We start from the raw sequence: 22931 nt of genomic DNA, 5'->3' as shown, positions 1-22931 counted from the left end.
CCCACTAAATTTTCACTGTGCTGCTGAAGCTTTGGCCAAGCCGTTTGGATTGGGCTGCCGCTTCCTTGATGCATTCAATAAAGGCTCTTTGCACCCCGTTTGCTTCAAGCACTTTTACACCTGCTTCAGTGGTGCCGCCGGGGCTTGTTACTTCCTTCCTAAGCTGCTGAGGATCCTTGGCCGACCTGGCCAGCATTTCGGCTGCCCCGATGAGGGTCTGGATGATGAATTCTTTCGCCATCTCCTTTTCGAGCCCGATTTCTTCTGCGCTTTTTTCCATGGCTTCTGCAAGATAGTAAATATACGCCGGTCCGCTGCCTGATAGGCCTGTCACAGCATCGAGCTGTTTTTCCTCAACAAACGCCGACTTTCCCACTGTATTAAAAATGCCTCTTACTGCTTCCATCTGTTTTTGGGTCACTCTTTCATTAGCCGATAAGGCGCTCGCTGACTTTCCGACGGCTGCCGATGTATTCGGCATGGCTCTCACGACTGGCAGCTTTTTTCCCGCCAATAGTTCAATGCTTTCGATTGAAACGCCAGCCAGAACGGAAATGATCAGCATATCTTCCTGTAAATAAGGTTTTATTAGAGTAATGGCATCCGCTGCATCTTTTGGCTTCATCGCTAAAATAACCGTTTCAGCCCCCCTGAACAGTTCACTGTGATCATAAGTTGCCTGAACGCCATAGGCTTTTTGCATGGATTGCAGCCTTTCCCTGCTGCACTTGTTTGTGACCCAAATATTGCTTCCGGTAATGAGCCGGCTATCAATCATTCCTGATATTAATGCTTCTGCCATTGATCCTGCTCCAACAATAGCTAATTTTTTCATTTGCTGTTATTCCTCCTTTATTGTTTTAAATGCCGGCTGACTAAAATAAAAAAAGCCTTTCCATCCAGTAAAGGACGAAAAGACTATGCTTCCGCGGTACCACCTTCATTGCCTTTTCATTCTTAGTGCAGCATGCCTGCCTGCTGCATCTGCTGTCTTTGAAAAGGCATCTCGATCCCGATAACGCCGGGGTGCGTTTAGGTTTTCCTAACAGCTCATAAGGCAGGTTCAATGGTCAAGTGGACTGTGAAGCCTTTCAGCCGCTGAGCTTCACTCTCTTTCGCCGTTTTCCATTTACTAATCTTATTCATCGCTATTTTTCTGCTGTCCAGTAGTGCAGCTTTGATCTGTGAAAATCAAATTTTAATTGTGATTATGCAAGAAGACACGCTTATTTGTCAAGCAGTATTTTCTAAAAAAATATTAACAATGCGCAAAAGTTATGTGAAAATAATGACAATTGATAAAAAGAACGGTACACTTATTTTTATATATGAAGATTTCTGAATTATGTTATGGAATTTCGGTAATTTGTACGCATGTAAAATGCTGATATTTTAAGGGTGAAACAAGTGGGTTTATCTAAAGGGCATATGGACTGTATGACTTGGATGGCCTGCGGAAGTATAAAAAAAATAGCTTTATTTTATTTAAATATAGTGATTTTAGGGGGATTGTTGAAATGGCAAATTGGAAGGATGGAATTGCAAAGCTTGTTATCCCGACACCTTTTCCTGTCGGTGACGTTAATGTATATGCAGTAAAAGGGGAAAAGCTGACTCTTGTGGATGCCGGCCCTAAAACGGATGAAGCATGGGAAGCCTTAAAATCCCAGCTTAAAGAGCTGAATTTAACTCCCGATGATTTTGAACAGGTTGTCCTCACACATCATCATCCCGATCATGCCGGGCTGCTTGACTTTTTCCCTGACAATCTCGAAGTGTTCGGGCACCGGATTAACCAAAGGTGGCTGTCCCGGACGGACCAATTTCTAAAATTTCATGATGAATTTTACTTAAAACTGTTCAACGAATTTGGGATTCCTGAAAGTTATTTTTCCTTTATAAATAAGATGAAAAAGACTCTGCGCTATTCCTGCAATCGTACCCTGACGGGGGAACTGGAGGAAGGCAGGCAGCCTGAAGGGCTGGTCGATTGGACGGTAATGGAGACACCTGGGCATGCACAGAGCCATATAGGTTTGTTCAGAGAGAAAGATGGTGTATTCCTTGGAGGAGACCATTTGCTTGCACACATTTCTCCTAATCCCATCCTGGAGCCGCCGCTTCCCGGCAATACGGAACGGCCAAAGCCGCAGCTTCAGTATAACGAGTCGCTGAAAAAGCTGCGGCAGCTGCCAATATCCCTTTTTTACTCTGGACATGGAGAGGATATTACAAATGTGAATGAGTTAATAAACGAAAGGCTTGGCCGGCAGCATGAGCGGGCAATGAAAGTAAAGGCATGGCTTGAGTCCGAATCGCTCACTGTTTTTGAAGTGTGCCGCCGCCTTTTTCCGAAAGTTTATGAGAAGGAGCTTTCCCTGACGATTTCTGAAACGGTCGCTCAGCTTGACTATTTGCATTCAATAGGAGAGATTTATATAAATAAAGAGGAGGAAGCATTCTTGTATTCCACATCAAAAGAGGTGGTTTGATTTGTCAGACAGATTAAAGAATAAAAATGTGATTATCACAGGTGCATCTGGAGGGATCGGGGCCCAAATGGCTATCCTTTGTGCCGAGAGGGGAGCAAACCTTGTCCTTCTTGCCCGCAGCCTTGACAAATTGCAGGAATTGCAGGCAGATTTGCTGAGGCGTTTTTCAGTGGATGTTTTCATACATAAACTTGATGTTTCGGACACTGACGAAATCTCGGCTGTTTTTTCCGAGGTACTTGCCCGGTTTGGTCACATAGATGTTCTTGTGAATAATGCCGGGTTCGGAGTTTTCCGTGAAGCGCATGAAGCAAACGTTGAAGAAATAAAGGGAATGTTTGATGTAAATGTAGTTGGTTTAATGGCTTGCACCGGCATGGTGCTTCCGGTGATGAGGAAACAGAGGAGCGGCCACATTATTAATATCGCCTCACAGGCGGGCAAAATTGCCACACCGAAATCCAGTGTCTATTCCGCAACCAAGCATGCCGTTCTTGGCTATACAAACAGCCTTCGCATGGAGCTTGGCGACAGCAATGTGTTTGTGACCGCAGTTAATCCTGGACCGATTGAAACCAATTTTTTCAATATTGCAGATGAAAAGGGCACATACGTGAAAAATGTCAGCAAATTTATGCTTAAGCCCGAATATGTGGCGCTCAAGGTAGTTAATGCAATGCTCCGGCCGGTCAGGGAAATCAATCTTCCTCGTTGGATGAATGCGGGTAGCATCGTCTATACACTTTTTCCAGGACTTTTCGAAAAAATTGGAAAACGTGCATTCAATCAGAAATAAGACAAGCGGAAGCACCTTGCCCACGAAGGAACGCAGACTAAGAACGCCGCGTCCTCCCAAAAGCTGCCGCTTTAGGTCGTGCGATGTATTCCTGCCGCAGCTTTCCTTGTCCTTTGGCAACGTCTGCATGACCCCCAGCCAGGGAGCCTCACCTCGAGGGGGAGGCTGCTTGCGCTGGACAGTTATTGACGTTCAAAACTTTATTGCCTTATGAAAAAGAAGCTGCAGCCAAAAACCTGCAGCTTTTTTTTATTCTTTAAAAATAAGGTGAGCCCGTAATATACCCGTATATCACATCATTTACTATTTCATGCAGCTCGCTGTCTGCTTCTTTATTTTTCTCCTCTATTACTTTATTGAATATTTCTGCAAATTCCCTGCTCTCAAACAAAATGGAATGGCACTCCTCGTTATATTGCTTTAAACAGTTTTGAACCATTTTATATATCAGTCTTTTGTTCATTTTTTTTTTGCACCTCAAACTGATTATACTGGTTTCTGGTCATATCGGCACCTGGCAAAAGAACCTGTTTTAAGAAAAAACGCGTAAAATTTCCATTGAAACCGAACGCATATTCGCTTAATATAATGGGTATACATATACAGAACAGATGTTCTTGTTGATTATCTATTGGATTCAAGAGCTGCCGGCCAGCATAAGCAGGTACGGCGCCTTGCGCTTTTCTGAAGGAGGATGTCGAAGTCATGGTTGATTACAGCGCAATGCCGAATAATCAAATTTTGTGTGTTGATATGAAGAGCTTTTATGCAAGCTGTTCTGCTGTCATGCTTGGTCTGGATCCTCTTGACTGCTATCTTGTGATTGCCGGGAATGTGGAACGGAAGGGCAGTGTTGTTCTGGCTGCCTCTCCGCGAATGAAAAAAGAGTTTGGGATAAAGACAGGAGCCCGCCTTTTTGAGGTTCCTAATGACCCGCGCATTAGGATTGAGGAGCCGAAAATGGCGACTTATTTAAGAATCTCCACTGAAATCACCAGGGTGTTTAACCGTTATGTCCCCAAGGAAGCCATCCATACGTACAGTGTCGATGAAAGTTTTATAAAAGTGGACGGCGCAGTGCATCTCTGGGGTGATGCCCAGACAATTGCCTGGAAAATAAAAGATGATATTGAACGGGAATTTCAGCTCCCCTGTGCCATAGGAATAGGACCTAATTTGCTTATGTCAAAGCTCTGCCTGGATCTTGAGGCGAAAAAAAAGGGAGTTGCTGAATGGACGTATGAAGATGTGAAAACAAAGCTGTGGAATGTATCCCCTTTAAGGGAAATGTGGGGCATCGGCCGCCGTGTTGAAAAAACATTGAATGGAATGGGGATTTTTACAGTCGGACAGCTTGCCCGCTATGATCTGGCTAAGCTTGAAAGAAAGTTTGGGATTATGGGCAATCAGCTCTATCATCATGCATGGGGTATTGATCTGTCGGAAATAGGGGCACCGATCATGGAAGGACAGATCAGCTTTGGGAAAAGCCAGGTTTTATTGAGAGATTACAAAGAGGAAAAGGAAATTAAGCATGTGGTCCTTGAGATGTGTGAGGAAGTGGCAAGAAGGGCCCGCAGCCACCGTAAAGCCGGCAGGACCATCAGCTTTGGCCTTGGCTACAGCCAGGATGAATTCGGAGGAGGCTTTTACCGCTCAAGGACAGTTGACCAGCCAACCAATATTACGATGGATCTTTATCGCGTTTGCCTCGAGCTTTTTAACGAGAGTTATGAGGGAAAAACAGTGCGTCAGATTTCCATTTCCCTCGGCAATATTACGGATGACTGTGAAATGCAGCTGAATCTGTTCGATTTGGATGGCTGGAAAAAAAGGGAGCTCGGCTATACAGTGGACCGGATCCGCTCGAAGTTTGGAGGCGGAGCTCTGCTAAGAGCCGTCTCTTATACAAGCGCAGGAACCGCCAAGCACCGTGCGACATTGGTTGGCGGCCATAAAATGTAAAAGGGGGTCAGCTTATGATTCGCGATCGGGGCAGAATAAAATGGACTTCTATGATGCTGCCGGAACATGTAAAGCTCTTAAGAGACTGGGCAGAGGAAGATACGTACGAGCAAAAGCGGGAATTGGATGAGCAGAAATTTGAATATATGAATGAAATTCTTTCGGAGGCAATGGAATTTCAAAAAAGCGTTACACTTACTCATTACAGGGGCAGAAATTATGAACTGGTCATCGGGAGCATCCATTACTGGGATGAACTTGGCCAAAAGCTTCATATTGTTGATCGCTTTGGGGAAATTCACCGTATTTCCATTAACGCTATAGCGGATGCGCGGTTCACGGAAGAATAGAGCTGTCTGGAACTGGATGAATTTAAAACGGGTAGTTTTTGGGCGCGGGAAGCACCTTAACAGCAGGGAGGTGTATGTAATATGCCTAGAGGAAAAGAACTGGAACAGCTGCCGATGGCTAATATCGCACCAGGGGCCGGGGAAGACAGTACGGACAGGGACCGGGAACTGCTTCAGGGGATTGTACAGGGTGAAAGAGCAACACCCGCAAGAATAAAAAATGAAAAAAAACGGGGATGACTGTCCCCGTTTTCCACCCTTATTGCTTGTCATCGAGAGCTTTCTCCGCACGGACACAGGATTGGAAAGTTCCTTTATGAGTGCCATCACAAAATGGAATTTTTGAGGATCTTCCGCAGCGGCAAAGGGAGAAGGTTTGTTTTGTTTCGAATTTATTGCCATCCATATCAATTAACTCTACATCACCTGTTACACGCAGCGATCCATTATCCATTACTTTAATCTGCGCCTTTGACATATCCAATCATCCTTTCACAACTTTGGTGGCTGAATAAGCAGCTGTCTCTTTCAGAAGCATGTTATTACTATCTGTGTTAAAATACAGCATATGCAAAGGGGAGGTAGTTTTAAACATGGAAATTGCATTAACTGAATTGGCGGCAGAAAAATTATCCGAACGGATTGCCGGCAAAGATGGATTCATAAAGCTAAAGTATGATATAGATGGCTGCGGCTGCGTAGTAAGCGGGGTAACGGCTCTTTGGCTTGTTAATGACCTGGATGAAGATGACAGGGAAATTAAAACGAACGCTGGCAGCATATATGTGGAAAAATCAAAGGAAGTATTTTTGGATGACGATTTAACAATAGACTTTTCAGTGAAAGCAAATTGCTTTCAGTTAAAAAGCCCGAATCAGTATTTAAACCCTAGGATGAGCTTTATTGATAAAACAAAATAATGATGTAGCAGGCGGCCGCTGTGGAAGGCGGTCTTTTTTAATTGTTTACATAGGTAAAAATACCCTTCCAAAATTCTGGAAAATAAGGTTTTAATATATTAGTAAAAGGTTACAGGCTAAATAGAATAACAATAACAAGGATGATTGTCATTATTGGTGAAGAAAGTGCTGATTGGAGGAGATTCGAATGAAGCAGAAGTTATTTTTGCTGGCGGCAGCTTTCCTGATGTTGTCAGGGTGCAGTACAGCAACAATGGGCCAGGCGATTGATAACGGAATTCCATTCAATGTAAAAGAAGTCTTACATAAAGAAAAAGTAAAAGATGGAGTCGTACTGCTGTATTTAACGCAGCAGAATGATGGACAAAAAGAGGTCGAGGCCATGGCGGCTGCCTATTTGAAGGGCAGTGACAAAAAAGGCTGGAAAAATGAAGGCCATAACCATTGGGAACATTATGAGAATGAACATATGACCGTTTATACAGATACTTTTTATGATTACGATAAGGAAGGTAAATTAGAAAACAGATTACCGATTATTTTTGGTGAGATTCAGAGCGGGGATATAAAAAAAGTAGAGGTAGCCGGCAAGGAAGAGAAATTTGAAGAAGCGGCTATTATTAAAAAGGAAAACAAACGCTATTATTTTAAAATGGGAGATTTTCATATTGCAAGAGGGCTGTCGGCAGAGGGCAAGGAAATCATAAAGAAAAAGAAAAATTAGAGGATCCTATAGGAAGCAGCTGGCTTAAATTGAAGCCAGCTGTTTCTATTGTGATAAAGTATCTTTGCTGTTGACATACTGATCCAAAAACTCGTCGATGACTTTTTCATAATCTTCTCTGTTTTCATTGAAGGATTGAGCATGGATTCCATTGGCAGCAAGGTAAAGTTGTTTAGGACCTTTTTTCTTCTCATATAAAGCTTCCGACATGGTCGGCAAAATAAAATCGTCTTTTTCACTGTGTATGAACAGGATCGGTTTCTTTATATTTTCAATAACAGAAATAGGCGATACATCTGCGATGGAGTATTTCTCACGCATCCGCAGAAATAGATCGGCAACAGGCAAAAAAAGCTTTGGCGAAAGCTTCATTTCTGCTTTCAGACGGTAAGCCAGCTGCGCTTTAAAGTCTGAAAAAGGACAATCGGCGATGTAAAAGTCGGCACCGTCTTCGAGCATTCCCGCATAGAGGATCATTGTAGCAGCTCCCATGCTTTCGCCATGAATGCCAATCTGAATATTTGGCCCTTTTTCTGCTTTAAGCCAATCAATAATTGCTTTTAAATCAAACTTTTCATAATGCCCGTAACTTGTCGTTCTTCCTCCGGATTCTCCGTGGCGGCGATGATCATAGATAACCGCATTAAATCCCCGGTCCAAAAACAGGTTCATATATTTAATCGAGTTCATTTTATTTTCCGTAACCCCGTGGGAAATAACAATATAGCGACTATTTTTATGCGGTTCGACAGCTACGGCTTTTAAGTTATAGCCAAATGGGGAGGGAATAAGCACTTCTCTTTTTGGCAGGCTGTCATACTTGATAAGATCAAGTCTGCCGGACTCTTTCTCCCTTTCTAAAATAAAGTCATCTTCCTTCTTTTTCATAAACATAAGCCTATTGGTAAAATAGACGCCGAGTGATGAAAGAAAGAGTACGATGGAAAATAAATAACGTAAAAACCTTCTCAAACCCATCCCTCCATCTTTTTTACTTTATTTTACCATTATGGATAAAATTAAAACAGAGATGTGAGCCGGGACATGCTGGAATTTCAGAAGGGAATCCCGGCATGAAAAAAGCCGCTTTGCGGCGGCTTATTGCTTCGCGTTTTGTCTTTTAGTTGGATGAATCGCCTTTTCTAAATCCTCGGCAGCAATCGTCTGGTTTACTGTATCGGAATTCGGCTTTCCCTTCTGGCTATATCCTTTATCGCGTTTTTGGCTCATCGGATTATCCCCCTTCTAATAGGCTTCAGCTGATTTCAGTTCGTCAGCTGCTATAGCAGTTGCTTTCATCTAATAAGATGCTATAAGAAAGGGCGCATTATTCATCTTAAGAAACTGCTATTGAACAGTTTGAGCGTTCAGCCTGAAATAGGTGCTTTCAATCGGCCTGGAAAGATGAGGCTGAACAATTTTTACCGCTTCCATTAATTGATCAAGGTTAACATTGGTTTCAATTCCCATACGCTCTAGCATATAAACAACATCTTCAGTTGCCGCATTGCCTGCAGCGCCCGGGGCAAATGGGCATCCGCCAAGTCCTCCGGCGGAAGTATCAAATCGGTCGACACCTGCCTGTAAGGCTGCAAAAATATTAGTAAGGGCCATTTTTCTTGTGTCATGGAAATGGGCAGTCAGCAGGGTAGTTGGAAACTCTTCTTTTAAACGGGAAAAAAGCCCATGCGATTCATGGGGAGCAGCCATCCCGATTGTATCTGCCACGCTTAATTCATCAGCCCCTGCGTCAACAAATTGACGGCATAGTCCAACTGTATCTTCAGGGTTAATTGCTCCTTCATACGGGCAATGAAATGCCGTGGAGATGCATGCGCGGACAAAGTAACCTTTCTCCTTCAGTTCTCCGATAATCGGCTTTAGTTCATCCATGCTTTCCTGAGTGGATTTATTGATATTTTTCTTATTAAATGTATTGCTTACACCGACGAAAACGGCAACGGCCCGGCATTCAGTCATATATACCCTGTCAATGCCTTTACGGTTTGGGGCCAGCACGATATCCCTTGTATTTGCATCAAGGCAATCTGCCGTAATTTCAGCTGCATCCCCCATCTGCGGGACCCACTTGGGAGACACAAATGAAGTAAGCTCCAATTCTGTTAATCCTGCATTTTTTAAACTTCTAATAAAGTCTTTCTTGACTTCGGTGGGTACAAAGGCCTTTTCATTTTGCAGTCCATCCCGCGGGCCCACTTCAATGATTGTTACTTTATCTGGAAATGCAAGCGTCATGTTTTCCTCTCCCGTTTCATATTTTAGATTGTGCCTGGTAAGCGCTTTCTTTAAAATGTTAAATCGCTTGAATTTATTGTAGTAGGAAAGTATTTTCGATTGCAAGAATAATAAAAATTTTGACAAAATAAAAGGAATTTTGAGATCTTGGCACGAATATAAGCAGAGAGATGTTTTGAAAGGATGAGAGAGATGGCACAAACAGAAGTCGTAATAGTCAGCGCGGTCCGGACAGCAATAGGCAGTTTTAATGGAAGCCTTAAAGATGTATCAGCACCAGAGCTTGGGGCGATTGCGATAAAAGGCGCACTTGAAAAAGCAGGCGTAACACCGGATCAGATAGATGAAGTAATCCTGGGGAATGTCCTGCAGGCAGGTCTGGGCCAGAATCCGGCAAGGCAGGCAGCTCTTAAAGCGGGACTTCCTGAAAGCGTTTCCGCGATGACGATTAATAAGGTTTGCGGTTCCGGGCTTAAAGCAGTTCATTTAGCTGCACAGGCCATTTTAGCTGGTGATGCAGAAGCGGTGATAGCTGGCGGCATGGAGAATATGAGTCAGGCTCCTTACATACTGAAAAATGCAAGAAATGGCTTTAAAATGGGAGATCAAAAGCTTATAGATTCGATGATATCAGACGGGCTCTGGTGTGCCTTTAATGATTACCATATGGGAGTTACTGCTGAGAATCTCTGCTCGAAATACGAGCTGAGCCGGGAAGAACAGGACGAATTCGCAGCAGCCAGCCAGGAAAAGGCAGCAAAGGCAATTGAAGAAGGAAAATTCAATAATGAAATCGTTCCTGTGGAAATTCCTCAGCGAAAAGGGGATCCGGTTGTTTTTGATGCAGACGAGTATCCAAAGAAAGGGACGACTGCTGAAAAGCTCGCAGGCCTGCGCCCGGCGTTTAAGAAAGACGGCAGTGTAACAGCCGGTAATGCTTCCGGGATTAATGACGGGGCTGCAGTATTGCTTGTTATGAGCAAAAAGAAAGCAGATGCACTCGGTCTTAAGCCGTTAGTAACGATTAAAGGAAATGCAAGTGCAGGTGTGGATCCAAGCATAATGGGCATTGGCCCTGTTGCTGCGGTAAAAAAAGCGCTTGAAAAGGCATCTGTTTCCATGGATGAACTGGAGCTTATTGAAGCAAACGAAGCATTTGCAGCCCAGTCGCTCGCAGTTGACAGGGAGCTTCGTTTTAACAAGGAGATTCTGAATGTCAATGGCGGGGCCATTGCGCTCGGACATCCAATCGGCGCAAGCGGTGCAAGAATTCTTGTAACTCTTATTCATGAGATGCAAAAAAGACAGGCGAAAAAAGGCCTTGCAACTCTATGCATCGGCGGTGGCCAGGGGGTAGCCACAGTGGTGGAGCTTGCTTAGGAAATTCGAAAGTAAATGAATAGCAAAAAAATTGAGTATTTCAAATGAAAGGAGTGATTGAAGTGAAGAAAATTTGTACTTCCTTCAGTGAAGCGGTTCAGGAAATTCATGATGGCGCTGTCCTAATGGTTGGCGGCTTCGGTCTGTGCGGAATCCCTGAAAACCTTATTCTTGCTTTAGTTGATAAAGGGGTCAAGGACCTAACTGTCATTTCAAATAACTGCGGTGTTGATGATTGGGGGCTTGGACTGCTTTTAAAAAATAAACAGATTAAGAAAATGGTCGGTTCTTATGTCGGCGAAAACAAAGAGTTTGAGAGACAGGTTCTTTCAGGCGAAATTGAAGTAGAGCTGCTCCCTCAAGGAACGCTGGCGGAAAAAATCCGTGCAGGCGGTGCCGGCATTCCTGCTTTTTATACGCCGGCAGGAGTAGGTACACCGATTGCAGAGGGGAAAGAGGCCAAGGTTTTTGACGGCAAGGAATATCTCCTTGAAGAGGCACTGAAAGCAGACTTCAGCCTTGTAAGGGCATGGAAGGGCGATAAAATGGGCAATCTTGTATATCACAAAACTGCCCGGAACTTCAATCCGATGATTGCAGCAGCAGGCAAAGTGACAATTGCAGAAGTGGAGACACTTTATGAAATTGGTGAATTGGATCCGAACTATATTCATACGCCGAGCATCTATGTTCAGTCGCTGATTAAGGGAAAACAGGAAAAGCGCATTGAAAGACTGACTGTAAAGAAATAGATACTGACGGAAGGAGAGGGACTCATGAGTAACGATAAAGCAGCAGTCCGCGAGAAAATCGCCAGACGTGCTGAGAAAGAAATTGAAAATGGTTTTTACGTGAATTTGGGAATTGGCATGCCGACATTGGTTGCAAACTATATTTCTGATAATAAAGAAGTAGTCCTTCAATCTGAAAATGGATTGCTGGGAATTGGACCATATCCTGCTGAAAGCGAAGTTGATCCGGATTTAATTAATGCAGGAAAAGAAACAGTTACCGCAATTTCGGGGGCCTCGTATTTTGATAGTGCTGAATCATTTGCGATGATCAGGGGAGGCCATGTGAATATTGCCATTCTCGGCGGAATGGAGGTTTCCGAAAAAGGTGATCTGGCCAACTGGATGATTCCAGGGAAGATGATCAAGGGAATGGGCGGTGCAATGGATCTGGTTCATGGGGCCAATAAAATCATCGTCATTATGGATCACACTAATAAAAATGGCGATTCGAAGATTCTTAAAGACTGCAGCCTGCCTTTAACAGGAAAAAACGTCGTTGACCGCATTATAACTGAGCGGGCAGTCATCGATGTAACCGATTCTGGTTTGAAGCTTGTTGAAGTCGCTAAAGGCTTCACAATCGAGGACATAATCAATTCAACAGAACCTGAATTGCAAATTGACGAAAACGTTGTCACAGAAGCTTATTAATACCTTTTGAAAAGTACAGCTGAAAATGCTGTGCTTTTCATTATTTTTCACTCGGTTTTATCCTACAGAAAAGAGGAGAAAAAATGAGATTTTCATTTAAAGGGATCGACCATATCCAGCTGGCAGCTCCAAAAGGCTGCGAGGATAATGCCAGGAAATTTTACGGTGAACAGCTTGGGCTGAAGGAAATTCCCAAGCCTGAAAATCTTCAGAAGCGCGGCGGCTGCTGGTTTATATGCGGAGATCAGGAAATCCATATCGGGGTGCAGGAAGGCTTCTTGCCGGCAAAAAAAGCGCACCCTGGATTTATTGTGGAAAACCTCGAGGACTTGAGAAGCACTCTTCAAAAGCAGAAGATAGCTATAAAGGAAGAACCGCCTATAGAAGGAAGAAAGCGATTCTTTGTTGATGACCCATTCGGAAACAGAATTGAGTTTCTGGAGTATTTGCCATAATAACGATTCAGCCTGTTCCTTCATCAATAAAAAAATATGTTATAATAAATGGCAAAATTAGTTGATGAGGGGATACTATGAAAAAGAAAAAACATCATTCCCAGCCTAAGAAAGACGATAAGCCAGTCACACTTGGCGACATGCTAAATCAGGACTTGATGGAGCAATTAAAAGGGAAGAAGCAGGAATTAAAAGCTGCTGAAGATAAACAGAAGGAAGAAGAAGAGCGCAGAAAAAGAGAGGAAAGAAGACTCCGCGAAAAAAATAAAAGTTTTGAAGAATTGCTTGGAGAAAGCGATCTTAACTGGAAAGAGTTCAAATAAAAAAGTTTCATTTAAAATAACCGAGGGCAAAGATTAATAAAAAAGACGGGGGTCGTTCCATGTTTTCTTTATTAAGTTTTATATTTGCTCTCGGTTTTTCATTTGTGCACTTCTCTTCAAAGTACATGAAATTTTTAACCTATATCCCAAGAAGCAGGCTTCTGTCAGCCGCAAGCGGAATCTCTGTAGCTTATATATTTGTACATGTCCTTCCAGAGCTTAAAAAACATCAGGAAAGTCTTGAAGGGATGGAAAGATCTGAGATTTTCAAATACCTGGATAGCCATGTTTACATATTTGCCATGATGGGTCTTTGCGCCTTTTATGGAATTGAGAAAGCAGTTAAATATTCTCAAAAAAATAAGGATGAGAGGAATGCAGCAAAACTTTTTGGGCTTCATATATCCAGTTTTTTTATTTACAATATGCTAATTGGCTATCTGCTTGTACATGGGGAGTTTGACAGTCTAAAAGAATGGCTTATTTATTTTTTTGCCCTTTCAGTCCACTTTATTTCTAATGATCATGGCTTAAGGCAATCACATAAAAGGATATACGATAAATATGGGCAATGGGTACTGACATTTTCCATATTAATAGGATGGGCAGTTGGAGTGTTAACAGAAGTAAGTGAGATGGTAATTGCTTTCTTATTTGCAGCTCTAGCAGGAGGAGTGATATTAAATGTGCTTAAAGAGGAGCTGCCTGAGGAAAGAGAAAGCAATTTTGCTGCTTTTATTGGGGGAGTGGCAGGATATACAATAATCTTAATAATGATTTAAGAGCTGACCATTGCGTCAGCCCTCATCGGTTAAGTTATCTATGCTGTTCATACTTGTTTAACTTTGCAATGGATTTTATCAGAGCCAATTCGTCTTTATTCAGTGGATGGGCTCTTGCTGCTTTTGCATTTTCCCTTACTTGCTCAGCTCGGCTTGCACCTGCCGCAACAGAAGCAACAGCATGATCCGCGAGATTATACTGAAATGCTATCTCGGTCATGGAGCGCTCGTCTGAAATTATCTCTCTTATACTGCTGATTGATTTTTCCAATTCAGAGTAGCTGTAATCCAAATACCCTTTCGCTTTTACCGATTCAGATGCTTTATCAAGCATTTTGTTGCTAAGCATTCCTTTAGCAAGGGGACCTCTTGTAATTGCGCTGATGCCTTTTTGATTTAAAAGAGGCAGAGCTTCTTCTTCCGGACGCCGATCTAAAATGCTGTATTGCATCATGACAGAGACAATGGAGGATTTCGCAGCATATTCACGGATCACATTTGGACGGATGGAGGATATGCCATACTGTCGAATGTATCCTTCTTCCTTCAGTTCCTCAAATGCTTCAATGGTGTCATCAATAGGATCTTCAATCGTGCCGCCATGAAGCTGATATAAATCAATATAGTCTGTGCCCAGCCTTTTTAAACTGTCCTTTACAGCTTCTTTGATGTGACTTTTTGAGGGATCCCAGCTCCAGCCATCTTTATTTTTATTCCAGCGGTTGCCGGCTTTGGTAGCAATGATCACCTGTTCGCGGACACTCTTTAAGGATTGTCCGACAAGCTTTTCATTTTCGCCAAAGTCATATAAATTAGCTGTATCAAAATAATTGATTCCTTCTTCAAGGGCAGCTTCAATAATCTCCTGAGCCTGGGAAGGGTTGGTGCCAATTGACATGCAGCCCAGCCCAAGCTCGCTTACGTACAAGTCTGAGTTTCCAAGTCTTCTCTTTTTCAAGTACCCACCTCATTTAAGTGCTTTCTATAATTGTACATAAACAAATGAGGCATACTCAAATTTAGAGGCTTATCATTTTATATTGTTCTGAGATTCAACCCAGTCTTTTACAAGGACATACTGCCTGCTGTATTGTTTTAGTTTCTCACGGACTTCCCAGGCTTTGCCGGTCAGAATAATCCCCCTGCTGTGCACATACACCTTCATGCCATACTCCCCCTCATCAAGTATGATAAAATGTATGAGCAATCAGTAACGGAATAGAACAGGAGTGACGTAATCAATGAGCCGCCTAGAAGAAAAAACGATTCAAACAGAAAAAATCTTCACTGGAAAAGTTATTAGTCTGCAGGTGGAAGATGTTGAGCTGCCCAATGGCAAAACATCAAAGCGGGAAATTATTAAACATCCCGGGGCAGTAGCTGTATTGGCAGTTACGGATGAAAATAAAATCGTGATGGTTGAACAATATAGAAAGGCGCTGGATAAGATTATTGCCGAAATACCGGCCGGTAAGCTTGAAGCAGGGGAAGATCCCAGAGTTTGTGCAGAGAGGGAGCTGGAAGAAGAAACGGGATACGGCTGCGGGGAAATGGAATGGCTGATCTCATTCTACACTTCTCCCGGATTTGCTGACGAGCTGGTACATCTATATATAGCAAAGGGTCTTATGATAAAGGAAAATGCCGCATCTCCTGATGAAGATGAATTTGTGAATCTTATGGAAGTAACGCTTGATGAAGCAATATCCCTGCTGAAGGAGCAGAAGATTCATGACGCGAAAACCGCTTATGCAATCCAATATCTCCAGCTGCAAGAGGCGATGAAAAAATAAAATGAAACGCTATTTTGCAGATTTCCATATCCATATTGGACGCACCTTTACGGGAAAGCCGGTTAAAATAACAGGCGCTAAATCCCTTACCTTCACAAATATCATCAGGCATGCCCGCAATGAAAAAGGGCTTGATATCATCGGCATTATTGATTGTCATTCTCCTGAAGTCATACTTGAAATCGAAGATTTGGCCCAAAAAGGCATTGTAACTGAACATAGGGATGGGGGACTTCAATATGGAGATTTAACAATTATACCCGGGTCGGAACTTGAAATATATGATGATTCCTGTAAAGGCCCCATTCATGTTCTTTGCTTCCTTCCGACTCTTTCAGCCATGAAGGTTTTCTCAGCCTGGTTATCGGGACATTTAAAGAACATAACGTTAAGTTCACAGAGAATTTATGCCTCAGGCAGAATGCTTCAGGAAAAAGTGAAGGAACTGGATGGGCTTTTTATTCCTGCCCATGTTTTTACCCCATTTAAAAGTTTATTCGGGAAAGGGGTAGAGCGGTCGCTGACAGAGGTATTTGATCCTGACTTAATCGATGCAATAGAGCTGGGGCTCAGTGCAGATACTAAGATGGCAGATCAAATAGCTGAACTTCACAATTATACCTTTTTAACAAACTCAGATGCCCATTCACTAAAAAAAATAGCGAGAGAATATCAAATCCTTGAGATGGAGTCACCTACATTTGCCGAACTGAAGAAGGCTTTGACTGGAAAAGAAAAATGCAAGGTAAAAGCCAATTTCGGGCTTGATCCGCTGCTTGGCAAATACCATCAGACAGTTTGCTCTGAATGTTTTGGACCCTTTGATGAAGCAAAGGGTAAATGCAGAAATTGCAGTCACCACAAATTTATCAAAGGCGTGGCTGACCGGATCTCTGAACTAAAATCATCTGGAGAATTGCTCGTTGAACGGCCTCCTTATATTCATCAGGTGCCGCTTGAATTCATTCCAGGGCTAGGCCCGAAAATGCTGGAAAAGCTGCTGAATTATTTCGGCACTGAAATGGCCATTCTTCACGATGTTCCATTATCAGAAATAAACAAAGTAATCCCTGAGAAAATAGCCAAGCTTATTGGGAAAGCGCGTGAAGGAACATTAAACCTCAAGGCAGGGGGCGGAGGCAAGTACGGCAAAATTATGGATATCTAAAAAACATAGAGCCCATCAGGCTCTATGTTTTTTAGGTGCTTTAGCATAAACGCATGTATCCCTAAGCTCTGTTCCATCTGCGCTGAGGCTGTCATTGAGCAATACTCCTTCAAGTGTGTATCCCAGCCTTTCGGGAATCCTTCGGCTGTTTATGTTTTTCGGGTCACATCTAATTTCCACTCTATTCGCTTCAAAATGCTCAAAAGCAAATTTGGTCAACCCTTCAGCAGCTTCAGTTATATAGCCGTTTTTCTGAAACCTTGTGTCTCCCCAATAACCTATTTCAAATTTGCGGACATCCCAATCGATTCGGTGCAGGCCAGTGGAACCGACAAAAGCATCGTCTTCTTTCCGGTAAATATGGATGCGGAAATCTTCCCTAAGGATAAACTTTGCATAAGATCTGCGGATACCCGCTTCAGCTTCTTCCTCTGATTGATCATTCTGTGCAAAAGGAAGCCATTTTTTTAGCTCAGCAGCCGAAGCTGTTACAGCTTCATGAACGGCTTTCCCATCTCCGGGCATGGCAGGTCTCATATATAGTCTTTCGGTTTCAATCCTCTCTGGAAACTCATTTAAAATCGGATCCATTTATTTATTCCTCCAATGACTATTTAAATAATTTTGAAAATTATAACGGAAATAACTGGATTATTCAAGACTTTTTTCCATTGGGGAATAATCCAATTCTTTGTCATACAAATCTGGGACAGGCATACAATTTAATATCCAATCTGTTTTGTTTTAGGAGGAAGAGCAATGAAGAAAAAAATGTACCAGAACGCTGCAGCAGCCCACTTTCGCGAACATTCCTCAATCTATTTATTTGTTGTTGTGTTATTTCTGATGGGTGTCATTTTTGGGGCTATCGTTGTAAATAGCTTAAGCTTTACACAAAAGGAAGATTTATTTTATTATCTGTCGCAGTTTTTTGGCCAGGTATCAGATGGACATGTTGCAGCAGCAGATGAATTATTCAAACAGAGCTTTTTCCATAATACGAAATTTATAGGGCTGATGTGGATTTTGGGAATCTCTATAATTGGACTGCCTGTCATTCTGATTCTTCTATTTATGAAAGGGATGGTGGTTGGCTTTACAGTTGGTTTTCTCGTTAACCAAATGGGATGGGAGGGGTTTTTGCTTTCCTTTGTATCGGTCCTTCCCCAGAATCTGATCATTATACCTATATTTATTCTCGCTGCAGCACTGGCTGTTTCTTTCTCTTTAAAAATGATAAGAAGACAATTTATGAAAAAAGTCGGTCAGCCCATGATGCCGCTTTTCGGAAGATATATGATTGCTTTTGCAGTAGCCATTCTGTTTCTAATTGCAGCAGCTGGAGTGGAGGCGTTTATCTCTCCTGTCTTAATGAAGTCTGTTGTCAACTCAATCCAATCCTAATATGTGAATGACTGCAAAAGGCAGAGCTGGCGGCTCTGTCTTTTGTTTGTACAGAAAAAGGGATAGAAACAAAAAAGATAGGGTACATATAAAGAGGTTTAAATATGTTTTAAAAAATATTATAATAATTATTATATAAAAGTGATTTTTATCTGTTATTTATAATTATTTTATTTTGAATGTGATCTTATTTCTGTTATAATGAGAATGTTAGTGGCGAGGGAGGGACTTTCGGTATGGAAAGCAGAATTGAAAGAATAAAAAAACAGTTGCATTCATCCAGCTATAAACTAACACCACAGCGAGAGGCAACAGTTCGCGTCCTGTTAGAACACGAAGAGGATCATTTAAGTGCGGAAGATGTCTACCTCCTAGTAAAAGAGAAATCGCCTGAGATAGGCTTGGCAACTGTATATAGAACACTTGAATTGCTGACTGAACTAAAAATTGTCGATAAAATTAACTTTGGTGATGGAGTTTCCCGTTATGACCTGCGTCAGGAAGGGGCAGCCCATTTTCACCACCATTTAGTCTGTATTGAGTGCGGAGCTGTTGATGAAATTCAGGAAGATTTGCTTGAAGACGTAGAGGAAGTGGTTGAACGCCGCTGGAACTTTAAAATAAAGGATCACCGCCTTACGTTTCATGGCATCTGCTACCGCTGCCAGGATAAACAGACAGACAACGAAACCGAAGCAGAAGAAAACTAATATTCACTGACAAAGCTTATTCTTACATGAGAATGGGCTTTTTATTTTGAGCTATTTTCACAAAGTTTGCTGCGTTCAAATGGGTAAAAATATTTTACCGCTGAGTTGAACCTCGCTGTGGGCACTTGATCCACGAAAATGCTATTGTATTTCCTTCGTGCGGTGTTCATTCAAGGAAGTTTATTCAATGTCCTGCGGGAGGAGGTTCTCACTCCTCCCCGCGGAAAGCAAGTCCCCGTGCCGAAATCAACGGGCTACTTTCTGAAAAACAATATTCTAGAATAGCCTGGTTATAAAAGAGAAATCCAACTAAAAAGGAAAGTGCCCTGAAGAAACGCCAATTATGCAGATTCAGGTATAATTCTTGTCCAAAATGGCATACCTTTTAATAATAGAAAGCATTTGAATCTTTGCTTATTAAAAGTGATGGAGGACCAAACAATGAAATCCTGGCTGAGTATGGCTTTTCAGACCATTAAAGTGTTTGTCATTTTTACTGGATGCACAATCCTTTTTTATTATGGTATTATGTGGTTAAATGAAGAATACCAGGATTATCACCGCTATGACGAACCACAGGGAGCGGCTGTTAAGGTGTCAGCGAGCGGAACAGATGAAGATAGGAGCTTGCTGGACCGGTTAATTCTTTTCTACTTAAATGGGGAGTAATGCAATTATATGGATGATCAGTTAAGAGACTTTATTCATTATTTACTTGTAGAAAAAGGCCTCGCTAAAAATACAATTGTATCTTATGAAAGAGATTTGAAAAGTTATCTGAAATATCTCAAGTCTGAAGAGAAGATTTCAAACCTTGAGAGTGTGCAGCGTACGCAGATTGTCCAATTTCTCGGCTTTTTAAAAAAACAGGGCAAATCCTCAAAAACCTTGGCCCGGCATATAGCCTCCTTAAGGGCCTTTCACCAATTTCTGCTCCGCGAAAAAGCAGTTGGCCATGACCCATCTGTCCATATAGAAACACCGAAAATGGAACGTTCGCTTCCAAAAGTATTAAACATGCAGGAAGTGGAAACTTTATTGGATTTTCCAGAGAAAAAGGATCACTTTGGGTTGCGTGATAAAGCCATGCTTGAACTTTTATATGCTACAGGTATTCGCGTGAGTGAGCTGATAGGCCTGAACATGGGTGATGTCCATTTAACGATGGGCTTTGTAAGATGTATAGGCAAAGGAAACAAGGAACGGATTGTGCCTATTGGCAAAACAGCCTCCGAAGCTCTTGAAAAGTATTTAAGTGAAGGAAGAGGAAAGTTTGCTTCAAAAAAGTATAAAGATGAAGCGTTATTTTTAAATCATCACGGCAAACGTCTTTCAAGACAGGGATTTTGGAAAATATTGAAGCGGCTTGCTCAGGAGGCAGGGATCGACAAGGAACTTACTCCGCATACGCTGAGGCATTCATTTGCTACTCATCTGCTTGAAAATGGTGCTGATTTGCGGGCAGTCCAGGAAATGCTTGGACATGCCGATATTTCCACCACACAAATTTATACGCATGTTACCAAAACTCGCCTTAAAGATGTGTACAGCCAATATCATCCGCGTGCTTAAACCATTAATTAAATAAATGTCATAAAGCTGCCATGAAAAGTAGGCAGCTTTTTCTTGTCTTTTTACCTGTTTATTATGTAAAATATAGATGTCAGACTTCTGACAAATGAAAGGGCTATCTAAATATTTATTTAACTGAAAGAATTTCCGTTTTTACTGTCTAGCTCCACCGCCTGCCTCCTTCTGATGTCGTGGGCGGGCAAGCGTTCCGCTTTTCTTTCAGCAAGAGAATCAGTGTTAAATAAACCTAAAAAGGGTACTATACGAATATGATTTTTGTAACCGTATTCAAATAATTAGGAGGTTTTCATATGTCTGCATATACATATAATCGCGTTTTTTTAATCGTCATGGACTCAGTAGGAATTGGCGAAGCACCTGATGCCGATAAGTTCGGTGATAAAGGCGCTGATACGATCGGCCACATCGCAGAAAAAATGAATGGCCTGAAGATGCCCAACATGGGCAAACTCGGGCTTAGTAATATCAGTGAAATCAAAGGAATCGAAAAAGCAGAGAAGCCGATGGCGTTTTACACAAAAATGCAGGAAGCTTCCAACGGAAAAGACACAATGACTGGACATTGGGAGATCATGGGCTTGAATATCCAAACTCCTTTCCGGGTATTTCCAAACGGGTTCCCGCAGGAATTGATTTCTGAACTTGAAGCCCGTACCGGAAGAAAAATAATCGGCAATAAACCGGCGAGCGGAACGGAAATTCTGGTTGAACTCGGGGAAGAGCATATGAAAACCGGCGCTTTGATTGTTTATACATCAGCGGATTCAGTACTGCAGATTGCGGCACATGAAGATATAATACCAATCGAAGAACAGTATAAAATCTGTAAGATAGCACGCGAGCTGACGCTGGATGAAAAATATATGGTGGGCAGAGTGATTGCCAGACCATTCATTGGCGAGCCGGGAAATTTCCAAAGAACATCAAATAGACATGATTATGCGTTAAAGCCATTTGACCGCACGGTAATGAACGAAATGGCAGACAGCGGCCTTGATGTATTGGCAATCGGCAAAATTTCTGACATTTTTGATGGCGAAGGGGTAACTGAAGCCATTCGCACTACTTCAAATATGGACGGAATGGATAAGCTGATTGAAACATTTGAAAAAGAGTTTACGGGCCTGAGCTTTTTGAATCTTGTTGACTTTGATGCATTGTTTGGGCATAGACGGGATCCAGAAGGCTATGGAAAAGCTCTTGAAGAATTTGATGAGCGCCTGCCTGAAGTATTTGAAAAAATGCAGGACGGCGACCTATTAATGATCACTGCCGACCATGGCAATGACCCTGTCCATCATGGTACAGATCATACACGTGAATATGTTCCACTTCTTGTTTACTCAAAAGACATGGAGGAGGGGCAAGAGCTTCCAATTAGCGAGACCTTTGCAGATATTGGGGCAACAATTGCCGATAACTTTAATGTAAAGATGCCGGCTTTTGGCAAAAGCTTTTTAAATCAATTGAAATAATGCAATAAAACAGCAGATGAGGAGAATGACGATGAATTATAGCAAAATTCAAAATGCGGCTGAATTTCTTAAAAATAAATATACAGGGCAGCCAAAGATTGGGCTGATATTGGGGTCAGGACTTGGAGTACTGGCAGACGAAATTGAAGAACCGGTTAAAATCCCATATAACGAAATCCCGGATTTTCCTGTATCAACAGTAGAGGGCCATGCTGGACAATTGGTATTCGGACGTTTGAACGGCATTGAAGTGGTTGCTATGCAAGGCCGTTTCCATTATTACGAAGGATACTCATTTGATAAGGTAACCTTTCCTGTAAGAGTTATGAACGAAATGGGTGTTGAGAAGCTTATTGTTACGAATGCAGCAGGCGGTGTGAATGAAACCTATTCACCTGGTGATCTCATGCTTATTTCAGACCATATCAACAATATGGGCAGCAATCCGCTTATTGGTCCTAATGATTCCCGTATGGGTCCGCGTTTTCCGGATATGTCAGAAGCATATTCCAAAGAGTTGAGAAAGCTTGCCAGAGGTATAGCGGATAAGCTAAACCTGAAGGTTCAGGAAGGAGTTTATGTCGGCAATACAGGGCCAACTTATGAAACTCCTGCAGAAATTCGCATGCTGAGAACGATGGGGGGAGATGCAGTCGGTATGTCAACTGTCCCAGAAGTCATTGTGGCACAGCATTCAGGAATGAATGTGCTTGGAATCTCCTGTATCTCAAATATGGCTGCGGGTATCCTGGATCAGCCGCTGAACCACGAGGAAGTTATCGAAACGACTGAGAAAGTCAAAGCCGATTTCCTTCGTTATGTGAAAGCAATCGTTAAAGAACTTGGTGCATAAGATTTCTTATGGTAATTTTGGAGGCATGCAGCTAACTTAGTTTAATT

30 protein-coding genes and 1 other annotated feature are annotated in these 22931 nt (G+C 42.3%); of the genes, 21 read left to right on the top strand and 9 right to left on the bottom strand.

The window, feature by feature from the left end; translation table 11 throughout:
• Nucleotides 1-4 precede the first annotated feature (4 nt).
• Nucleotides 5-835 carry a pyrroline-5-carboxylate reductase gene (gene proC, locus DFO72_RS01760; protein WP_113884437.1) on the bottom strand — a complete coding sequence of 277 codons (831 nt, stop codon included), beginning with the start codon at nucleotides 833-835 and terminating at the stop codon, nucleotides 5-7.
• A gap of 67 nt (nucleotides 836-902) precedes the next feature.
• Nucleotides 903-1155: a binding site (T-box leader), on the bottom strand.
• 362 nt (nucleotides 1156-1517) lie between these two features.
• Here proC and DFO72_RS01755 point away from each other — a divergent pair.
• Nucleotides 1518-2492: an MBL fold metallo-hydrolase gene (locus DFO72_RS01755; protein WP_113884438.1), complete on the top strand. Its 975-nt coding sequence runs from the start codon at nucleotides 1518-1520 to the stop codon at nucleotides 2490-2492.
• 1 nt (nucleotide 2493) lies between these two features.
• On the top strand, nucleotides 2494-3288 hold the full coding sequence (locus DFO72_RS01750; protein ID WP_113884439.1) for an SDR family NAD(P)-dependent oxidoreductase: 795 nt from the start codon (nucleotides 2494-2496) through the stop codon (nucleotides 3286-3288).
• Nucleotides 3289-3544: 256 nt separating this feature from the next.
• Here the strand turns inward: DFO72_RS01750 and DFO72_RS01745 are convergent, their stop codons facing one another.
• A complete protein-coding gene (locus DFO72_RS01745; RefSeq protein WP_113884440.1) occupies nucleotides 3545-3751 on the bottom strand; it encodes a YqzH family protein in 207 nt (68 codons plus the stop codon).
• 242 nt (nucleotides 3752-3993) lie between these two features.
• Here DFO72_RS01745 and DFO72_RS01740 point away from each other — a divergent pair, with 242 nt between their 5' ends.
• From DFO72_RS01740 to DFO72_RS29230, 3 genes are all read left to right on the top strand, one after another.
• Nucleotides 3994-5253 carry a DNA polymerase thumb domain-containing protein gene (locus tag DFO72_RS01740; protein ID WP_113884442.1) on the top strand — a complete coding sequence of 420 codons (1260 nt, stop codon included), beginning with the start codon at nucleotides 3994-3996 and terminating at the stop codon, nucleotides 5251-5253.
• Between the two features lie 14 nt (nucleotides 5254-5267).
• Nucleotides 5268-5603, top strand: a complete 336-nt coding sequence (locus DFO72_RS01735; RefSeq protein ID WP_009332849.1) for a YolD-like family protein — start codon at nucleotides 5268-5270, stop codon at nucleotides 5601-5603.
• A gap of 81 nt (nucleotides 5604-5684) precedes the next feature.
• Entirely contained in the window at nucleotides 5685-5843 is a 159-nt protein-coding gene (locus DFO72_RS29230; protein WP_166672404.1) for a hypothetical protein, read from the top strand.
• Nucleotides 5844-5862: 19 nt separating this feature from the next.
• Here the strand turns inward: DFO72_RS29230 and DFO72_RS01730 are convergent, their stop codons facing one another.
• On the bottom strand, nucleotides 5863-6081 hold the full coding sequence (locus DFO72_RS01730) for a CDGSH iron-sulfur domain-containing protein (RefSeq protein ID WP_113884443.1): 219 nt from the start codon (nucleotides 6079-6081) through the stop codon (nucleotides 5863-5865).
• A gap of 115 nt (nucleotides 6082-6196) precedes the next feature.
• Here DFO72_RS01730 and DFO72_RS01725 point away from each other — a divergent pair, with 115 nt between their 5' ends.
• Nucleotides 6197-6523, top strand: a complete 327-nt coding sequence (locus DFO72_RS01725) for an iron-sulfur cluster biosynthesis family protein (RefSeq protein WP_113884444.1) — start codon at nucleotides 6197-6199, stop codon at nucleotides 6521-6523.
• Nucleotides 6524-6710: 187 nt separating this feature from the next.
• Nucleotides 6711-7247: a hypothetical protein gene (locus tag DFO72_RS01720; protein WP_113884445.1), complete on the top strand. Its 537-nt coding sequence runs from the start codon at nucleotides 6711-6713 to the stop codon at nucleotides 7245-7247.
• A gap of 45 nt (nucleotides 7248-7292) precedes the next feature.
• Here the strand turns inward: DFO72_RS01720 and DFO72_RS01715 are convergent, their stop codons facing one another.
• From DFO72_RS01715 to DFO72_RS01710, 3 genes are all read right to left on the bottom strand, one after another.
• Nucleotides 7293-8219: an alpha/beta hydrolase gene (locus DFO72_RS01715; RefSeq protein WP_113884446.1), complete on the bottom strand. Its 927-nt coding sequence runs from the start codon at nucleotides 8217-8219 to the stop codon at nucleotides 7293-7295.
• A 126-nt stretch (nucleotides 8220-8345) separates the two neighbouring features.
• On the bottom strand, nucleotides 8346-8477 hold the full coding sequence (locus DFO72_RS30325; protein ID WP_019380331.1) for a hypothetical protein: 132 nt from the start codon (nucleotides 8475-8477) through the stop codon (nucleotides 8346-8348).
• 117 nt (nucleotides 8478-8594) lie between these two features.
• Complete coding sequence (locus tag DFO72_RS01710) at nucleotides 8595-9503, bottom strand: hydroxymethylglutaryl-CoA lyase (protein WP_113884447.1); 909 nt, start codon at nucleotides 9501-9503, stop codon at nucleotides 8595-8597.
• A 192-nt stretch (nucleotides 9504-9695) separates the two neighbouring features.
• Here DFO72_RS01710 and DFO72_RS01705 point away from each other — a divergent pair, with 192 nt between their 5' ends.
• The 6 genes from DFO72_RS01705 to DFO72_RS01680 all read left to right on the top strand — a co-directional run bounded on the left by DFO72_RS01705 (nucleotide 9696) and on the right by DFO72_RS01680 (nucleotide 13888).
• Nucleotides 9696-10883, top strand: a complete 1188-nt coding sequence (locus tag DFO72_RS01705) for an acetyl-CoA C-acetyltransferase (RefSeq protein WP_113884448.1) — start codon at nucleotides 9696-9698, stop codon at nucleotides 10881-10883.
• Nucleotides 10884-10945: 62 nt separating this feature from the next.
• Complete coding sequence (locus DFO72_RS01700) at nucleotides 10946-11635, top strand: CoA transferase subunit A (protein ID WP_113884449.1); 690 nt, start codon at nucleotides 10946-10948, stop codon at nucleotides 11633-11635.
• A 24-nt stretch (nucleotides 11636-11659) separates the two neighbouring features.
• Nucleotides 11660-12328, top strand: coding sequence for a 3-oxoacid CoA-transferase subunit B (locus DFO72_RS01695; protein WP_113884450.1), 669 nt, complete (start codon nucleotides 11660-11662; stop codon nucleotides 12326-12328).
• Nucleotides 12329-12411: 83 nt separating this feature from the next.
• Nucleotides 12412-12783, top strand: coding sequence for a VOC family protein (locus tag DFO72_RS01690; RefSeq protein WP_113884451.1), 372 nt, complete (start codon nucleotides 12412-12414; stop codon nucleotides 12781-12783).
• A 77-nt stretch (nucleotides 12784-12860) separates the two neighbouring features.
• Entirely contained in the window at nucleotides 12861-13106 is a 246-nt protein-coding gene (locus DFO72_RS01685) for a YqkE family protein (protein WP_035330060.1), read from the top strand.
• Nucleotides 13107-13165: 59 nt separating this feature from the next.
• The gene (locus DFO72_RS01680; protein ID WP_113884452.1) at nucleotides 13166-13888 is read left to right on the top strand and encodes a hypothetical protein; all 723 of its coding nucleotides are present in this window, start codon (nucleotides 13166-13168) and stop codon (nucleotides 13886-13888) included.
• Nucleotides 13889-13922: 34 nt separating this feature from the next.
• On the opposite strand, the gene DFO72_RS01675 is transcribed toward DFO72_RS01680, so the two are convergent.
• Together DFO72_RS01675 and mciZ are read right to left on the bottom strand one after the other, a co-directional pair.
• A complete protein-coding gene (locus DFO72_RS01675; protein WP_113884453.1) occupies nucleotides 13923-14846 on the bottom strand; it encodes an aldo/keto reductase in 924 nt (307 codons plus the stop codon).
• Nucleotides 14847-14918: 72 nt separating this feature from the next.
• Entirely contained in the window at nucleotides 14919-15053 is a 135-nt protein-coding gene (gene mciZ / locus DFO72_RS01670; protein ID WP_113884454.1) for a Z-ring formation inhibitor MciZ, read from the bottom strand.
• Nucleotides 15054-15129: 76 nt separating this feature from the next.
• Between mciZ and DFO72_RS01665 the strand changes: the two genes are divergently transcribed.
• On the top strand, nucleotides 15130-15681 hold the full coding sequence (locus DFO72_RS01665; RefSeq protein WP_113884455.1) for an NUDIX hydrolase: 552 nt from the start codon (nucleotides 15130-15132) through the stop codon (nucleotides 15679-15681).
• Nucleotide 15682: 1 nt separating this feature from the next.
• Nucleotides 15683-16849 (top strand): endonuclease Q family protein, encoded by a 1167-nt coding sequence (locus DFO72_RS01660; RefSeq protein WP_113884456.1) that lies wholly within the window; start codon nucleotides 15683-15685, stop codon nucleotides 16847-16849.
• Nucleotides 16850-16864: 15 nt separating this feature from the next.
• Here DFO72_RS01660 and DFO72_RS01655 read toward each other — a convergent pair whose 3' ends face one another.
• Entirely contained in the window at nucleotides 16865-17440 is a 576-nt protein-coding gene (locus DFO72_RS01655; protein WP_113884457.1) for a GNAT family N-acetyltransferase, read from the bottom strand.
• A gap of 168 nt (nucleotides 17441-17608) precedes the next feature.
• Between DFO72_RS01655 and spoIIM the strand changes: the two genes are divergently transcribed.
• From spoIIM to DFO72_RS01625, 6 genes are all read left to right on the top strand, one after another.
• On the top strand, nucleotides 17609-18253 hold the full coding sequence (gene spoIIM / locus DFO72_RS01650) for a stage II sporulation protein M (protein WP_113884458.1): 645 nt from the start codon (nucleotides 17609-17611) through the stop codon (nucleotides 18251-18253).
• Nucleotides 18254-18489: 236 nt separating this feature from the next.
• The gene (locus DFO72_RS01645; RefSeq protein WP_113884459.1) at nucleotides 18490-18963 is read left to right on the top strand and encodes a Fur family transcriptional regulator; all 474 of its coding nucleotides are present in this window, start codon (nucleotides 18490-18492) and stop codon (nucleotides 18961-18963) included.
• Nucleotides 18964-19404: 441 nt separating this feature from the next.
• Entirely contained in the window at nucleotides 19405-19632 is a 228-nt protein-coding gene (locus DFO72_RS01640) for a YqzK family protein (RefSeq protein ID WP_009332831.1), read from the top strand.
• A 9-nt stretch (nucleotides 19633-19641) separates the two neighbouring features.
• The gene (gene xerD, locus DFO72_RS01635; protein ID WP_113884460.1) at nucleotides 19642-20535 is read left to right on the top strand and encodes a site-specific tyrosine recombinase XerD; all 894 of its coding nucleotides are present in this window, start codon (nucleotides 19642-19644) and stop codon (nucleotides 20533-20535) included.
• A 311-nt stretch (nucleotides 20536-20846) separates the two neighbouring features.
• Nucleotides 20847-22031: a phosphopentomutase gene (deoB, locus tag DFO72_RS01630; protein ID WP_113884461.1), complete on the top strand. Its 1185-nt coding sequence runs from the start codon at nucleotides 20847-20849 to the stop codon at nucleotides 22029-22031.
• Between the two features lie 31 nt (nucleotides 22032-22062).
• Nucleotides 22063-22884 (top strand): purine-nucleoside phosphorylase, encoded by an 822-nt coding sequence (locus DFO72_RS01625; protein ID WP_113884462.1) that lies wholly within the window; start codon nucleotides 22063-22065, stop codon nucleotides 22882-22884.
• Nucleotides 22885-22931: the final 47 nt, after the last annotated feature.

The organism is Cytobacillus oceanisediminis (assembly GCF_004366035.1).
Taxonomy (GTDB): Bacteria; Bacillota; Bacilli; order Bacillales; family Cytobacillaceae; genus Cytobacillus; species Cytobacillus oceanisediminis_C.
The sequence above is the reverse complement of the archived record's forward strand: the minus strand, read 5'-3'. Positions and strand labels throughout refer to the sequence as shown.

Coding starts and splice junctions, on each gene's coding strand:
- DFO72_RS01745 (WP_113884440.1), bottom strand. CDS start 3,751: ATGAACAAAAGACTGATATATAAAATGGTTCAAAACTGTTTAAAGCAA.
- deoB (WP_113884461.1), top strand. CDS start 20,847: ATGTCTGCATATACATATAATCGCGTTTTTTTAATCGTCATGGACTCA.
- DFO72_RS01720 (WP_113884445.1), top strand. CDS start 6,711: ATGAAGCAGAAGTTATTTTTGCTGGCGGCAGCTTTCCTGATGTTGTCA.
- DFO72_RS29230 (WP_166672404.1), top strand. CDS start 5,685: ATGCCTAGAGGAAAAGAACTGGAACAGCTGCCGATGGCTAATATCGCA.
- DFO72_RS01735 (WP_009332849.1), top strand. CDS start 5,268: ATGATTCGCGATCGGGGCAGAATAAAATGGACTTCTATGATGCTGCCG.
- DFO72_RS01640 (WP_009332831.1), top strand. CDS start 19,405: ATGAAATCCTGGCTGAGTATGGCTTTTCAGACCATTAAAGTGTTTGTC.
- DFO72_RS01695 (WP_113884450.1), top strand. CDS start 11,660: ATGAGTAACGATAAAGCAGCAGTCCGCGAGAAAATCGCCAGACGTGCT.
- mciZ (WP_113884454.1), bottom strand. CDS start 15,053: ATGAAGGTGTATGTGCACAGCAGGGGGATTATTCTGACCGGCAAAGCC.
- DFO72_RS01680 (WP_113884452.1), top strand. CDS start 13,166: ATGTTTTCTTTATTAAGTTTTATATTTGCTCTCGGTTTTTCATTTGTG.
- DFO72_RS30325 (WP_019380331.1), bottom strand. CDS start 8,477: ATGAGCCAAAAACGCGATAAAGGATATAGCCAGAAGGGAAAGCCGAAT.
- proC (WP_113884437.1), bottom strand. CDS start 835: ATGAAAAAATTAGCTATTGTTGGAGCAGGATCAATGGCAGAAGCATTA.
- DFO72_RS01740 (WP_113884442.1), top strand. CDS start 3,994: ATGGTTGATTACAGCGCAATGCCGAATAATCAAATTTTGTGTGTTGAT.
- DFO72_RS01730 (WP_113884443.1), bottom strand. CDS start 6,081: ATGTCAAAGGCGCAGATTAAAGTAATGGATAATGGATCGCTGCGTGTA.
- DFO72_RS01710 (WP_113884447.1), bottom strand. CDS start 9,503: ATGACGCTTGCATTTCCAGATAAAGTAACAATCATTGAAGTGGGCCCG.
- DFO72_RS01685 (WP_035330060.1), top strand. CDS start 12,861: ATGAAAAAGAAAAAACATCATTCCCAGCCTAAGAAAGACGATAAGCCA.
- DFO72_RS01690 (WP_113884451.1), top strand. CDS start 12,412: ATGAGATTTTCATTTAAAGGGATCGACCATATCCAGCTGGCAGCTCCA.
- spoIIM (WP_113884458.1), top strand. CDS start 17,609: ATGAAGAAAAAAATGTACCAGAACGCTGCAGCAGCCCACTTTCGCGAA.
- DFO72_RS01660 (WP_113884456.1), top strand. CDS start 15,683: ATGAAACGCTATTTTGCAGATTTCCATATCCATATTGGACGCACCTTT.
- DFO72_RS01655 (WP_113884457.1), bottom strand. CDS start 17,440: ATGGATCCGATTTTAAATGAGTTTCCAGAGAGGATTGAAACCGAAAGA.
- DFO72_RS01625 (WP_113884462.1), top strand. CDS start 22,063: ATGAATTATAGCAAAATTCAAAATGCGGCTGAATTTCTTAAAAATAAA.
- DFO72_RS01645 (WP_113884459.1), top strand. CDS start 18,490: ATGGAAAGCAGAATTGAAAGAATAAAAAAACAGTTGCATTCATCCAGC.
- DFO72_RS01725 (WP_113884444.1), top strand. CDS start 6,197: ATGGAAATTGCATTAACTGAATTGGCGGCAGAAAAATTATCCGAACGG.
- DFO72_RS01755 (WP_113884438.1), top strand. CDS start 1,518: ATGGCAAATTGGAAGGATGGAATTGCAAAGCTTGTTATCCCGACACCT.
- DFO72_RS01665 (WP_113884455.1), top strand. CDS start 15,130: ATGAGCCGCCTAGAAGAAAAAACGATTCAAACAGAAAAAATCTTCACT.
- xerD (WP_113884460.1), top strand. CDS start 19,642: ATGGATGATCAGTTAAGAGACTTTATTCATTATTTACTTGTAGAAAAA.
- DFO72_RS01705 (WP_113884448.1), top strand. CDS start 9,696: ATGGCACAAACAGAAGTCGTAATAGTCAGCGCGGTCCGGACAGCAATA.